The organism is Acinetobacter sp. CAU_H_78, from assembly GCF_058599365.1.
On the sequence record NZ_CM178652.1, the window covers coordinates 2,930,691 to 2,944,577 of the forward strand.

Here is a 13,887-nt window from a genome sequence, read left to right on the forward strand (position 1 = left end):
AATGTTATGCAATTCTCGCTATTTTAAGAGTATTCCGAATAAATTGAGAATCAAGAATACTGAAAAAAGAATTTATACCGCGAAGTGCTCAAAAAAGAAAGATGTCTACGGCTCATATAAAGGATAGGATCAAATGCCAAGTTTAACGCCATTGCATGAAACCTATTGTCGATGGGACCGAACTCCGCTTAGCCAGGCAGATGTCCTGGAAGGCCTGGCACAATTGGTCACCATGCGCTTTAGTGATGTAGTACAGGAGCTGATTAAATCGATTCAGCGTGAAATTTTAATGAGCGTATTCGGGCTGAGTGAAAAAAATTCCAAAACTTTCCAGAATATTCCTTATATCGTACGTCTGTATCAAATGTCTTATGACATGATCTTTCATTATGGCAATACCCTGATTGCGCCTGGACTACGTCGTATTATTGAAAGATTTCCCAAATTACATAATAAACCTCTGACCCCGACCATGCATTTTATGGTCAGTACCCTGAACGGGATTATTGGCGATTATCTGCTGAAATATCAGAATCCTCTCGCCCTGCCGATGCTCATTTACGATCATTATGGTTCTCTACAACAAGGTGAGCTAACTGGACGCATTACCCTATTTGTGCATGGTCTATGCATGAACCATCTGGACTGGTCGACCCGCAAATATCCGGGTATTGGGGAAAAATTGCTGGCTCAGCGTGACCATAACACCATGCTGTACCTGAACTACAATACCGGACGCCGCATTTCAGCCAATGGCCGCAGTCTGGCCAATGCCTTGCAAGATCTGGTCAAACGTAATCCGGGAATTACCAGTATTGATCTGATCGGACACAGTATGGGTGGTCTGGTGTCACGCAGTGCCCTATTCTATGGCAAACAGAATGTCTATGACTGGATTCCGATGGTGGAAAATCTGGTCTGTCTGGGTTCACCGCATCATGGTGCGGTACTGGAACGTTTTGGTTTTAGCTTGCAGGAAAAACTTGGACATTTTCCTTTAGTGAAAATTGTGGGGCATGTGGTGAATATTCGCAGTAACGGGATTCTGGACTTACGTCATGGCAGTGTCCGGGATGATGACTGGGAACATAATCCGGTACGGATTGGCTTTATGGACGACAACCGTAAACCAGCCCCGATTCCTGCGCATATCGATGCCTATCTGGTGGCAGGTACGATCGAGTTTGAACACCATACCAACAAAACGCTTAATGTGATCGGCGATTATCTGGTCAGTGTCAAAAGTGCCTTGGGCGAACATCCCCACCCGCGTTTTGACCTGAAAGTACCCGACGCACATAAGGCGATTTTCTATGGCTTGAACCACTTTGAAATTCAGTATCATCCGTTGGTGGCTGAACAGATTGTGCGCTGGTTCTATCCAAGTGTGGAAGATGAAGCCTATACACAAATTCATGAATACGTGACCGATCTAGATAGTATTGAAGGCATTGCCCTGACCTGATTGAAGATAAAAAATTTGGTTCGCCTCTAAGAGAGTGATAAAAAAAGCCAGTCTGTAGACTGGCTTTTTGATTCCAATTTTGAAAATCAGTATTTATCTCTTAAACGTTTGACGGGCGCAGTCTGATATTTGCGAAATAACTGCCACAGGCTGATCAGCAATAAGATACTGAAGAACACCAATGACCAGACCGGTAAAGATTGCCCCAAGAACGTCCAGTCAATTGCGGCACATTCACCTGAACCATTTAATACCTGCTGTAATACCGATTTCATCGGCAAAGTTTCCAACCAGTAATCCAGACCTGGGCCACAGCTCGGCACTCGATCCGGTGGCAGGTTCTGTAGCCAGACATGCCGTGCAGCTACACCGACTGACCATAAGATACTGAGCGAGCCTAAGAAAGCATATACGCGCTTCATGGCATTGGATTTCGGATTATGCAGCAACGCAATCAGGGAAATAATCCCTAGTCCGATCAATCCGATTCGTTGAAACACACACAATGGGCAAGGGTTCAGGCCCTGTCCATGCTCAAGATATAAAGCAAATGCCATCCCGGCAATAGATGCCAAAAACAACACACCACTCACGAAGCGATAACCCCATTGCATGGTTAATCCTCTTATTTATTATCGATATTGGGCTAAATATTCAGTAAAACTGATCGTGTTATCTTGCTCGAGCTGGTGTTGTTGCTGCAATGACTTTTGTGACAATTCATTGAAATATTTAAGTGTTTCTTTGCTTAATCGATGTGATTCATAGAGATTGCTATGCTGATGGGCCAAATGCTGGCCAAATTGCCACATGCTGCTGTGGCTACGGATATCTCCGACAATCAGGGCTGACAAGGTCGCATCGACTTCATCGACACGGATCTGCATCGCTTGCATGGCGCTACTATATAAATCAGTGTCATAAGCCTGATCGAGCAATTGAGCCAGTGGCTGCATACGTTGCAAATGTAGATTACACCAGTCTTCAATCATATAACGCTGACCATTTTCCATAATTGCAGCGTTATAGGCGCGACCACGATTCACCACTTCTGCCTGATTCTGGTCAATGATTTCCTGTTCTGCATCCAGCAATGCCGGGCTGTCTTGCAATAAGCAGTACAGTGCCACTACTTCCAGGAAGCCGGCAGTATCTTCATTGATCCCGATCGCGCTATACGGATTGACATCGACAGCACGCAGCTCGACATAGCCGATCCCGCGATTTTGCAAGGCTTGCGATGGAGTTTCACCTTCTTGAGGTACCTGCTTCGGACGCACCAGACTGTAGTATTCATTTTCAATCTGTAGCACATGGTCATTGATCTGAATTGGCTGACCATTGGCATCATCCAGACCCAGACGGGTAAACTGTTTATACGGTGTTCTGACCGCTTTTTGCAGACCTGCCAGATAATCCTGCAGATTATTGTAGTGAATACCCAGCTGTTTCTGTGCCGAATTCTGGTAGCCAAAACGTCCCATCCGTAATGCAGTCGAATAAGGCGTATATAAAGTACCGCGCACCAGCGGGAATAAGTGGTGATCACGTCCAGTCATAAAACACTGACAAACTGCTGGACTGGCACCAACCAGAAAAATTACCAGTGGCGTCAAACGAATAAAGTTACGGATCAGCCCCATATAACGATGGCTGCGATAATCTTGCAGGCTTAAAGCGCATAGCTCTTCATCGGCTTCCTGTTCTTGTAGCGCTGTAAAGAAATGATCCGGGAAAGACAGATTATAGTGAACCCCGGAAATGGTCTGCATACGGCGACCATAACGCACGCCTAAACCATGACGATACAGCGTTTTAAATAAGCCAATATTGGAACTGCCATATTGTGCTAACGGGATATTTTCATCCTTGCTGTCGAGCATGCACGGCATGGACATCGGCCAGAGCTTTTCATCATTTTTCAGATGACGGTGTACAAAGGCATGAATATCAGTCAGGTAGTTGAGAGCTTCATTAATACTCTCTTTCGGCGGAGTAATAAACTCCATTAAGGCTTCAGAATAATCAGTCGTAATATGCGGATGTGTCAGAGCTGAACCTAAGGCATGAGGATGCGGTTCCTGCGACAGAAAACCATTGCTTTGCATACGCAAGCTCTCACGCTCGATACCGCGCAGCATTCCTTTGATGAGCGACGAATCTACCCATTCCGGTAATACATCATGGGCAGTCGATTCAGGTTGACTCATTACAATCTCGCTTAATGGGGGTAACTATTAAAATAGAATCATCGGTTTAGCTTAGTATACCGCGATTTCCAGACAGCACATGCTGCCCTGCCTAGTTTTCAAGCAAACCATTGATTTTTAGTTGGGCAAATTTTTAACACAAAGTTTCTCTATAAGACATGTGAAATTTGTGATTTTATTGACAAATAAATGCTAATAAATTGTAAACATTATGAATTATCAAGATATTTTAGACTTCTGGTTTAGTCCTGAAACACAACCCAACTGGTTTGCCAAAAGTGACCAGTTCGACCAAAGTTTGAAGGAAAAATTTGGCGATATTCTGGAACAGGCGAGTAAAGCTGAACTGTGGTCATGGCGCAAGAATGCTGACGGCCGTCTGGCAGAAATCCTTGTTCTGGACCAGTTTTCACGCAATATTTTTCGGGATACGCCGCGTGCTTTTGCTCAGGACAGTCTGGCTTTGGCACTGGCTCAGGAAGCCATCAGCCAGGATCTGGACAAGCAGCTGAGCCCGGAGCAACGTTCCTTCCTTTATATGCCTTTCATGCATAGCGAATCTAAATTAATCCATGAATTTGCGCTAAAATTATTTCAGCGCCTCGGCAATCCAGAAAACCTTGAATATGAAATCAAGCATAAAATCATTATTGACCGTTTCGGACGCTACCCACATCGCAACCAGATTCTGGGCCGTGAATCCACCGAGGAAGAATTGAGTTTCCTGACCCAGCCAGATAGCAGCTTCTAGAGGTCTGTAACTCGCTGGATCATCCTATCAGGAGAACGAAGATGAAAAAAACCGTCATTGCCCTGACCCTTGCGACGACTGCCCTGCTTTCTGGCTGTGCAACGACACCGTCCAAGCCGCTTACCTTTGACCAGCTCGGCCAGTACAGCACCACCCCACTGAACGCCAACACCTACCGCATCAGTTTTCAGGCGCGACCTAATATGAGTTTCGGTACGGCCGAAGAAATCACCCTGCTGAAAGCTGCTCAAACTACGGTACAAAATGGCTTCCAGTTTTTCCGGGTACTGAACGATCCTAGTAACCGTACCCAGCAACCACCGCGTCAGGCGATTGTCTATCCGGCGCCTAGCGTCTATCCATACGGCTATTATCGTCCTTATGGTTATTCCCGCCGCTATCCGGGATTCTGGCCCGATCCATTCTATGACCAGCCCTATACTGTCACTTTAGATCCTGCTCAAGTGGCTTATACCATTGAGTGCTTTAAAGCCGGTCAGGAGCCGAAAGATGCTTTTGATGCGCGCTTGATTTTACAATCACTTGGCGCTAAATATGGAGTAAGTCCATCCGGCCAAGTACTCCAACCGCAGCCGGCCACGCCCCAATAACAGGATGATTTATGCAGAAAGAGCAGCCGTCACCAAGCTTACAACGCAGTAAACGTTTTGCGACCATTGCACTGGTCGTCGCAGTACTGGCTTGGCTGGCGCTGATGATTACTGCAAAACTGCTGCCTGAATATGTCTGGCTGATTCATATTTTAATGCTCTCTGCTGAGGCGGGTGTAGTCGGTGGTCTGGCAGACTGGTATGCAATTACTGTGCTGTTCCGTAATCCTTTTGGCCGGCTGCCGATTCCGAAATTTTTACGTGACCATACTGAAATTATTCCACGCAATAAGGCCCGGATTGCCGAATCTATGGGTCGCTTTGTGCAGGAAAATTTCCTTTCCCCGCAAATTGTGCAGCGCAGTCTGGCCAGTACCGATTTAAGTCTGGCTGCCGGCCGCTGGCTGGCCAATCCACAGAATAATGCTCAGGTCACACAAGTGATTCAGCAGACTGTACCTAAAGTATTTGAATTTGTCGGGCAGGAACAGATCGCCGGATTTATTCAGAGCAACAGTGTGCAATGGGTCAAAAATACCCAGATCAATACCTTGGCCAGCGAAATGTTACGCGCTGTTTTAGAAAATGATTTCCATCAGGATGTGCTGCAACGCGGCCTGGATGTGGTGCATGCCTGGATGACTTCACATCCGGAACAGACCCGTGAGCTGACCCGCACTTTATTCAAGGAAATGGGGGTCTGGCGTCTGGCCAAAGGCGCGAGCTGGATCGGCATTGATGTGCAGCAACGCAGTATCGATTCGGTGATTCAGCGGGTGGAAGCCATGCTGGCAGATCCCGATCATCCATGGCGGCTTAAAATTGAAGAAACTGCTCAAGAACTGATGCAGCAATTGGCAGACTCTGAAAGTATGGCCAGTCAGCGACTGAATGAAACCAAAGATGCTCTACTCGACAGCCCGCAAGTGCTAAATTTTATCAGTGGTGCAGTGGTCATTTTATGCGATGCCATCAAGGCAGATTTGCAAAAATCGGATTCGGGGATTGCAGAGAATCTGCGAGTCGCCATTCAGCAAGTCGGTGAGAATATTATTTCAAATACCTCAGTGCGTGAGTTACTGAATAAACGTCTCAGTGGTATCGCTGTCGATTTGAGCGACCAGTATAGTGAGAAAGTGATTCGTTTTATCAGTGAACGTATTCATGAATGGGATTCGACCGAGATGATCGACAAGATTGAAAATGAAGTCGGTGGTGACCTGCATATGATCCGGGTTAATGGTGTCGTGGTCGGGGCCTGTATTGGTCTGATCCTTGGAATCATCCGTGCTGCAGCCGAGCATCTGATTTAATTGGTTTTTAGCTAGAGAGTTCATTGATCAGCGAGTCCTTTTTACCCTCTAGAATTCCTTCTCTGAATAGTCGGCTGATAGAAAATAATTACTTGGGTGGCTGATTTCCTGACATATCGACCAGCAAGCCGGCAAATTTGCGTACAAAAGGCAAGAGTGTCACCACAATCGGAAAAGCAATTGCCCAGGAAATCATCCAGTTATGAAACCAGAGTGCCATAAAGCCCTCAATCCAGCCCAGATTGCGCAGCATGTTGATCATGGAAATAATTCCACTCATCAGGCAGGACAGGATAAAAGGCACAATGACCAGGGCCCATTTGGCTGGAAGTTTGGGAATATTGCCGATGATGGTCGGGCGCTGTTTTGAATCCATGCTGACTCTTTTTATTGTTTCAATCAGGCTAATATAGGCCATTTTGATTGCTGGATGATTCATTTTTTATAGCAAAATTTGCAACTTATTTATTCTCCTCTTTCTCATGTGATCCTTCATTGATGACCGACCGACGGATAGAAACTATAGACTACTAATCGTATATTTTTTATTCCCCATAAATGGTTTTACCTAAAGAGTCGGAAATTTGCTATATTTGCTGTTTTTCTGCGATATCTATTTTCGACTGATTATGAATACGGCAATCCAAGCAGCTCTCGATCATGCAGTGCAAACTTTACAGGCACAAAACGTACTCCCATCTGACTGGAACAATACAAGTAATTTGACGCGTACCAAAGACCGCAGCCACGGTGACTTTGCATCAAATATTGCCATGATCGCGTCTAAAGCTGCAGGTATGAAACCGCGTGATTTAGCAGAAAAAATTCTTGCTGCCCTACCTGAAGTGGCGGATATCAGCAAGGCAGAAATTGCAGGCCCAGGCTTTATTAACTTCTTTTTAAATGCAGACCAGCGTTTTGCTGTGCTTGATCAGATTCAGGCTCAACAGGCAACGTATGGTCGTACCCAGGCCAATGCGGAAAAACGCGTTCAGGTTGAATTTGTTTCTGCGAACCCGACTTCTAGCCTGCACGTAGGTCATGGTCGTGGCGCTGCTTATGGTATGACTGTTGCAAATCTGCTTGAAGCGACAGGTGCCAAAGTTGATCGCGAATATTACGTCAACGATGCTGGCCGTCAGATGGATATTCTGGCGACTTCAACTTACTTACGTTATTTAGAATTGACGGGTCAGGAACTGGTGTTCCCGAAAAATGCCTATCAAGGTGACTACGTCAAAGAAATCGCACAAAGCATTATTGATAAAGACGGCGATATCTATGTTCGCCCTGTTGCAGACGTTTATAAAGATGTCCCTGAAGATGTACAGTACGCTGCCGAACCGGATGCTGAAGGCAATAAGGTGGTGGTTTCAGGCGATAAAGAAAAGCACATTGATGGCCTGATCTTCAACTCCCAAACCTTATTGAATGAAGGTTACCGCGTATTCCATCAAGCTGCGTTAAAAGCCATCCTTGATGATATTAAAGATGACCTTGGTGAATTCGGGGTGACTTTCAATCAATGGTTCAGTGAAGCGACTTTGACTGAAAAAATTGATGAAGCGCTACAAACTCTAGATCAGCGTGGCTTCCTGTATGAAAAAGATGGCAACATCTGGTTCAAGTCGACTGAATTTGGTGATGAAAAAGACCGCGTGGTTAAACGCCGTAATGGTCAAACCACTTATTTTGCCTCTGATATTGCGTATCACCTGAACAAATTACAACGTGGCTATACCGATATCATTGATATCTGGGGTTCAGACCACCATGGTTATATCGCACGTGTAAAAGCAGCGATTGATGCACTGGGCTATGACTCGAAAAAACTGACTGTACTTCTGGTTCAGTTTGTCAGCCTGTGGCGTGGTGGCGAGATGGTACAGATGTCATCTCGTTCAGGCCAGTTCGTGACTTTGCGTGACCTGCGCAAAGAGGTCGGGAATGATGCAGCGCGTTTCTACTATGTTATGCGTAAATCTGAACAGCATATTGACTTCGACCTTGACCTTGCCGTATCTCAAAGCAAGGACAACGCCGTATATTACATCCAGTATGCGCATGCGCGGATCTGTCGTATGTTAGAAAAGGCAGCGTCTACAGGCGTGAACTTTGATGCAGCCACTGCACGTGGTCTGGCAGCCAAACTTGAGCTGGAAGCGGAAACCGAAATTCTGGCAAAACTGGCAGCTTATCCAGAGATTGTCATTCGTGCTGCAAATAGCTATGAACCACATCAGATTGGTAACTACCTGAAAGAGCTGGCTGCGCTGTTCCATGGCTGGTACAACGACAACAAGGTTCTAGGGGATGATGCAGAATTGACTCAGGCACGTTTACTGTTATCTGTAAATATTCGCCAAGTGCTGCGTAACGGTCTAGAACTACTTGGTGTATCTGCACCTGAGTCAATGTAAAGCACTGCTTTTACATTGACGCAAGACGAAGAGCTCTGCTCGAAGTGAGCATGTAAGCAAAACACTGTTTTGCATGCTCGCAAGGCAAGAGCTATGCTCGAAGTCAGCATGCTAGTCATTGCCGTTTATCTGTTGAATAAACATTTTGTAACTTCGGCTATGTGTTTGAAGATGCAGATAAATTAAAATTCTGTGTGATTTGTGATCTAGATAATGACTTTTCTATCACGATCACATAGGATGAAGTCATAGTAGGGGCATAACTGCTGTTATGCCTTTTCTATTTGCCCCGATAAATAAGAGGAAATCCCAAGTGTTTGGAAAAACGCAGCGCGGTGTATCTGAAAGACCGAATAAGCCTAAAAAGCCACTTATTCCTACCTGGCTCGGCACACTCGTGATCATTTTAATCGTGTTAAGTTTTTTAATGGCACTCATGCTGTGGAAGCCATGGGAACCCGTTAAACCTAAAAACCAGACTACGGCTGAGCATTCTCAAGAAGAAGATACCAATAAAGACTACCGTTTTTATGATCTGTTGCCACAACAGCAAGTAACACCGATTCCTGAAGAGGCGGTTCCTGAAGCAAAAAATCAGGAAGCAGTGGTGATTGTAGAGGCACCAAGACCAGAAGTTGATGAATCAGAAACAGCAACTGAGCCGGGTCTGGATGCAACCGAAGCCCCAACTCCTGCTTCTGCAAGCTATATTTTACAAGTCCGTAGTTTTGATGACCCGGATCAGGCAGATGCCCGCCGTGCAGAAATCATTCTCAACGGTTTATCTGCAGATGTAGTCCGCAGTGTGGAAAATGGCAAGGTTTGGTATCGTGTAGTATCTGGACCTTATGACTCAGCGGAATCTGCCATTATTGCACAGCAAACCTTACAGCACAGTGGTATCGATTCGATCGTAGTCAAACGATAAGGTTTAAATATAAAAAGCGCCAGATGGCGCTTTTTTTTGGATCTTTTATCTCCTCCCTTTTTTAAAGGGAGGTTGGGAGGGATTTTAATTTTTTAACTCCCTCTTGCGAAGCAAGGCTTCTCACCTTTTTCAAAGGGAAAGAATCTAAGGGATATTTGTTATCATGAGATTCCCTCCTAAGCAAGCTTTAAAGCACTGCTTTGAATTGAAGCGCAAGAGGAGGAAATTAGAATATTTAATCCCCCTCAATCCCCCTTTTTCAAAGGGGGAAGCAACACAACAGGAGATTAAAAGCTTTTTATAGGGTATGCCCCAACGCCTCACCCATCAACACGGTTGAATTGGCTTTAAACTTCTCATCCCATTGCATCTTGTTTTCTTCAAACAGAATAACAGCGGTTGAACCTAAGTAGAAACGACCCAGCTCAGCACCTTTTTCTAAGAAAAGATTATGTTGATTCAGCTCGATACGGCCAGAGGGTTTTACTTTGCCAGTCGCCACAGTTTCAATACCAGCGACAATCATCGCGCCAACTAGAACCACTGCCATACGACCAAGTTCAGTATCAAACAGACATACCATACGTTCATTACGGGCAAACAGGCCCGGAATATTTTCGGCTGTGGTCTGGTTGACTGAGAACAATTCACCCGGTACATATAAAGTTTCGGTCAGAGTCCCGGCGAATGGCATATGGACACGGTGATAGTCACGTGGTGACAGATACACGGTCGCAAACTCACCATTCTTGAATGGTTCTGCAAGTTGCGGATCAGCAATCAGGTTTTCAACCGTAAACTTCTGGCCTTTGGCCTGAAACACATCGCCATTTTCAATTTTACCCAGTTGGGAAATCGCGCCATCTGCCGGAGATACAATCGCAGTTGAATCAGCATCGACCGCACGCACCCCGGTTCTTAATCCACGGGTAAAGAAATCATTAAATGATTTGAATTTCAGGGCATTGGTTTGCTCAGCAATCGACATATCAATCCCGTATTTGGTCTTGAATGCTGCGATCACGGCTGTTTTTACAATCGGATTTTCGCTGGCTGCAATTTTTCCCACCACACGGGACAGGCGATGCTGTGGCACCACTTTTTGGGCCTGGATAAACAGTTGTTGTTTTAGACGCGATGTGATGCTCAAGATGGCACCTCTCCTGTAGCGATTGGACTATCGAGGCGGTTGCCCCATTCACTCCACGCACCATCATAGGCTCGAATATTCCAGCCGAATAAGCGACCCAGAATATAAGCCAGACCTGAACGGTGATGGGACTGACAATACACCACAACCGGCTGATCCAGATCAAATCCCAGTTGTTCCAGACGCTGCTGAGTACGTGGTAAAGGATGTAATTTTAAATGATTTTGCCGGTTAAGGGCAGTACTCCACTCAAAATGACGTGCGCCCGGGATGTGACCACCGCGTCGCGCAGCCAGACGAAGGCCGGTATATTCATCTTCTGTACGACAATCCCATACCTGAATATTTTCATTTTCAATGAGTTGTTTTAGTTCATTATAATCGATCTGAAACTCAGCCTTTCTTTCAAGATTGACTGGAATCAGATGATCAACGGGTGTAAACGTTTCCTGATCCGATGAAGTCGGTAGTCCCGCACCCAGCCAGGCATGGATGCCACCATTGAGTAAACTGGTATTTTCAAAGCCCAAACAATGCAGGTTCCAAAGCAGACGTCCTGCCCATGCCCCACCTTCATCATCATAAGCTACGACATGATGTTCAGGAGAAATATTCAGATAACGAATTAAAGCTTTCAGCCCTTCTACGTCCGGTAACAGGCCCATGGCTGTTTCTTCCTGACGAACCAGCAGCTTGGGTTGCAGATGTAAGGCATGTGGAATATGCAATTGTTCATAAACCGACGCCCGGCTTAAATCAACAATTCGAAGTTTTTCGTGTCCCAAATGCGGAACCAAATCTTCTGCTTCAATCAGCAGACCAAAGTCAAAGGCGGAAGCTGTCATCTTAGTAGTTGTCATTGCGGTCAAATCCTTTTGATCTTAGCACAGCTCATTTTTTCAATTATGTTGTTTTTATCTAGATCCTTAGCATAATTTTAGCTAAAGCTAATTTAAGAAAGACCATCATCTAAGAAAAAACCGCCTCATGATTGAAGCGGTTTTTTGAATAAAGCAGAGATTTTTAGGCAGGTTCTGAGATATTGAACACCTGACGTAAATAAGCCAGGAAGGTATCATTATCTGTCATGGTTTTGCCTGGGCTATCGGAGATTTTCGCCACGGATTGACGGTTACATTCCACCAGTTTCAATACGATATTTAGCGGCGTCTGCCCCATATCATTGGTCAGATTGGTGCCGATCCCGAAACTGACCTGAAAGCGATCTTTGAAGTATTGATGTAATTTCCAGGCTTTTTCCAGATTCAGACCATCACTAAAAGTCAGCATTTTGGTTTTACTGTCAATTTTCAGCTTTTTATAATGTGCATAAGCTTTGTCACCCCATTCATAGGGATCGCCACTGTCATGACGCAAGCCATCAAACAGTTTGGCAAAGTACAGGTCAAAGTCACGCAGGAAAGCATCCATCCCGACCACATCGGTCAAGGCAATTCCGAGGTCACCACGGTATTCTTGAACCCAGGTTTCCAGGGCTGCTTTCTGGAAATTACGCAAACGCACATCCAAGGCCTGAAAGGCTTGCAGAAATTCATGCGCCATCGTCCCGATCGGAGTAATGCCCAATTCTTTGGCTAAGTATACATTACTGGTCCCACGGAACACGTGCGGTGCAGCTTTATTGAATTCTTCGACGACATGCTTTTGCCAATCAAAACTATAACGACGGCGAGTACCAAAGTCTGACACCAAGAATGGTGGATCATTCGGATTCTGCGCGGCATCATACTGTTTTAAAAGTTCAATTTTAGCTTTTAAACGGCGTTCACCTTCGGCTAGCACTTCAGGTGTACGAATGCGGCTGAAATACAGTTCATTGACAATGGCCAGTACAAAGATTTCAAACATCATTGCCTGAACCATGGGGCCTTCAATAGTAATATCCAAGCGGCCTTCATTATCGATGGTGGCCTTAATAAAACGGCGTTTGAGCTGGAATAGTTCCAGATAATCCACAAAATCGCTTTTGATAAAACGCAGGCTGCGTAAATATTGTAATTCGTCTTCTTTAAATTTGAGCTGACACAGCAAATCCAGTTGATGATTCAAATCATCCAGAATATCCGTCAGCGGATATTCCGTGTCTTCCAGATTGCGACAACGGAAATGATAGACACTATGCGTTTGCGGAAACTTGTGTAATACCACTTGTAGCATGGTGAATTTATACAAGTCAGTATCTAACAAAGAGTGGATAATTGGAGCCATAACTAAGGAAAATATCGCTGTGCTTATCCCGCATTAAAGCATAAAAGTTTAGGCAATATTGCAGGATTTACGTACAGCTAGCTGAATTATCGACAAAAGTTCAAGAAAATAAACTGCTTCCTGCTCGGTTATTTGACTGCTTTCAGCCCGTTTTCCTGTTCCTTGATAATTTTCTGTAGCTGCTTTTCCTGACCGATCACCTTGGCAAATTCAGCTGTGGTTTTTTGCCCGGTTTTCTTGGCTTGGGCATCACAGTCAACCTGACGCAGCTGTTTGGCAATGGTAAATTCCATTTTAAATAAGGCGCCCATCAAGGCCGTATTGCCACGATTGTCCCGGGCGCAGCGGTCTGCCCCTTTGGCCAGTAAGGTGGTCACGATATCCTGATGGCCATAATAGGTCGCCATCATCAACGGGGTATAACCATCTTTATTGCGTACATCGACTGGAAAGCCGTGTTTTAAAAATTCATTGATCACTTCGCTATTGCCGATTTTAGCGGCAGCAAAAAACAGATCGATCAATTCCTGTTGTGAGGTCATCTGAACGCTTGCCGCAGTTTTTGCAGGGGAGACATTCTTCACTTCAGCAGCAGTTGCGAATGCGGAGCTAAAGGCAAGAATACTGGCTAAAAATGCATATGGCAGAACTTTCATGATGAACTCCAACAGAAATCGAAAGGAAAATTTAAGTCTCTAAAGACTTAATTGACCTGAGATGGAATAAAAAACAGAGTGCCTGTAAAACTCCCCCTAGGGTGCAGGAAAGGTTTGGAGTATTACAGGACTTTTTGGAGGTGATGCGCTAGGC

Annotated in this window: 13 protein-coding genes; 6 read left to right on the forward strand and 7 right to left on the reverse strand. The window is 45.2% G+C overall.

The window, feature by feature from the left end; all coding sequences use genetic code 11:
* The first annotated feature begins 133 nt into the window (after window positions 1-133).
* Window positions 134-1,465 carry a PGAP1-like alpha/beta domain-containing protein gene (locus AC4MCD_RS13885; RefSeq protein WP_491876291.1) on the forward strand — a complete coding sequence of 444 codons (1,332 nt, stop codon included), beginning with the start codon at window positions 134-136 and terminating at the stop codon, window positions 1,463-1,465.
* An 86-nt stretch (window positions 1,466-1,551) separates the two neighbouring features.
* On the opposite strand, the gene AC4MCD_RS13890 is transcribed toward AC4MCD_RS13885, so the two are convergent.
* Together AC4MCD_RS13890 and gshA are read right to left on the reverse strand one after the other, a co-directional pair.
* On the reverse strand, window positions 1,552-2,079 hold the full coding sequence (locus AC4MCD_RS13890; protein WP_419365455.1) for a disulfide bond formation protein B: 528 nt from the start codon (window positions 2,077-2,079) through the stop codon (window positions 1,552-1,554).
* An 18-nt stretch (window positions 2,080-2,097) separates the two neighbouring features.
* Entirely contained in the window at window positions 2,098-3,675 is a 1,578-nt protein-coding gene (gene gshA / locus AC4MCD_RS13895; protein WP_491876292.1) for a glutamate--cysteine ligase, read from the reverse strand.
* Between the two features lie 211 nt (window positions 3,676-3,886).
* On the opposite strand from gshA, the gene AC4MCD_RS13900 reads away from it, so the two are divergent.
* From AC4MCD_RS13900 to AC4MCD_RS13910, 3 genes are read left to right on the forward strand one after another with little or no spacing between them, the layout of a single operon-like run.
* Window positions 3,887-4,426: a DUF924 family protein gene (locus AC4MCD_RS13900; protein ID WP_034703170.1), complete on the forward strand. Its 540-nt coding sequence runs from the start codon at window positions 3,887-3,889 to the stop codon at window positions 4,424-4,426.
* A gap of 41 nt (window positions 4,427-4,467) precedes the next feature.
* Entirely contained in the window at window positions 4,468-5,037 is a 570-nt protein-coding gene (locus AC4MCD_RS13905) for a CC0125/CC1285 family lipoprotein (protein ID WP_291359150.1), read from the forward strand.
* Between the two features lie 11 nt (window positions 5,038-5,048).
* Complete coding sequence (locus AC4MCD_RS13910; RefSeq protein WP_491876293.1) at window positions 5,049-6,350, forward strand: DUF445 domain-containing protein; 1,302 nt, start codon at window positions 5,049-5,051, stop codon at window positions 6,348-6,350.
* A gap of 88 nt (window positions 6,351-6,438) precedes the next feature.
* Here the strand turns inward: AC4MCD_RS13910 and AC4MCD_RS13915 are convergent, their stop codons facing one another.
* The gene (locus AC4MCD_RS13915) at window positions 6,439-6,726 is read right to left on the reverse strand and encodes a DUF2798 domain-containing protein (protein WP_125278848.1); all 288 of its coding nucleotides are present in this window, start codon (window positions 6,724-6,726) and stop codon (window positions 6,439-6,441) included.
* Between the two features lie 253 nt (window positions 6,727-6,979).
* On the opposite strand from AC4MCD_RS13915, the gene argS reads away from it, so the two are divergent.
* Together argS and AC4MCD_RS13925 are read left to right on the forward strand one after the other, a co-directional pair.
* On the forward strand, window positions 6,980-8,770 hold the full coding sequence (gene argS, locus AC4MCD_RS13920; protein ID WP_491876294.1) for an arginine--tRNA ligase: 1,791 nt from the start codon (window positions 6,980-6,982) through the stop codon (window positions 8,768-8,770).
* Window positions 8,771-9,083: 313 nt separating this feature from the next.
* Window positions 9,084-9,698 (forward strand): SPOR domain-containing protein, encoded by a 615-nt coding sequence (locus AC4MCD_RS13925; RefSeq protein WP_180178862.1) that lies wholly within the window; start codon window positions 9,084-9,086, stop codon window positions 9,696-9,698.
* Window positions 9,699-9,996: 298 nt separating this feature from the next.
* Here the strand turns inward: AC4MCD_RS13925 and asd are convergent, their stop codons facing one another.
* The 4 genes from asd to AC4MCD_RS13945 all read right to left on the reverse strand — a co-directional run bounded on the left by asd (window position 9,997) and on the right by AC4MCD_RS13945 (window position 13,733).
* Window positions 9,997-10,848 carry an archaetidylserine decarboxylase gene (gene asd / locus AC4MCD_RS13930; protein ID WP_166137528.1) on the reverse strand — a complete coding sequence of 284 codons (852 nt, stop codon included), beginning with the start codon at window positions 10,846-10,848 and terminating at the stop codon, window positions 9,997-9,999.
* On the reverse strand, window positions 10,845-11,693 hold the full coding sequence (locus tag AC4MCD_RS13935) for a sulfurtransferase (RefSeq protein WP_491876867.1): 849 nt from the start codon (window positions 11,691-11,693) through the stop codon (window positions 10,845-10,847). The genes asd and AC4MCD_RS13935 overlap by 4 nt, the downstream gene beginning before the upstream one ends.
* Before the next feature lie 178 nt (window positions 11,694-11,871).
* The gene (gene pncB / locus AC4MCD_RS13940) at window positions 11,872-13,077 is read right to left on the reverse strand and encodes a nicotinate phosphoribosyltransferase (RefSeq protein WP_312211139.1); all 1,206 of its coding nucleotides are present in this window, start codon (window positions 13,075-13,077) and stop codon (window positions 11,872-11,874) included.
* A 128-nt stretch (window positions 13,078-13,205) separates the two neighbouring features.
* Entirely contained in the window at window positions 13,206-13,733 is a 528-nt protein-coding gene (locus AC4MCD_RS13945; protein WP_491876295.1) for an ankyrin repeat domain-containing protein, read from the reverse strand.
* Between the last annotated feature and the right edge of the window lie 154 nt (window positions 13,734-13,887).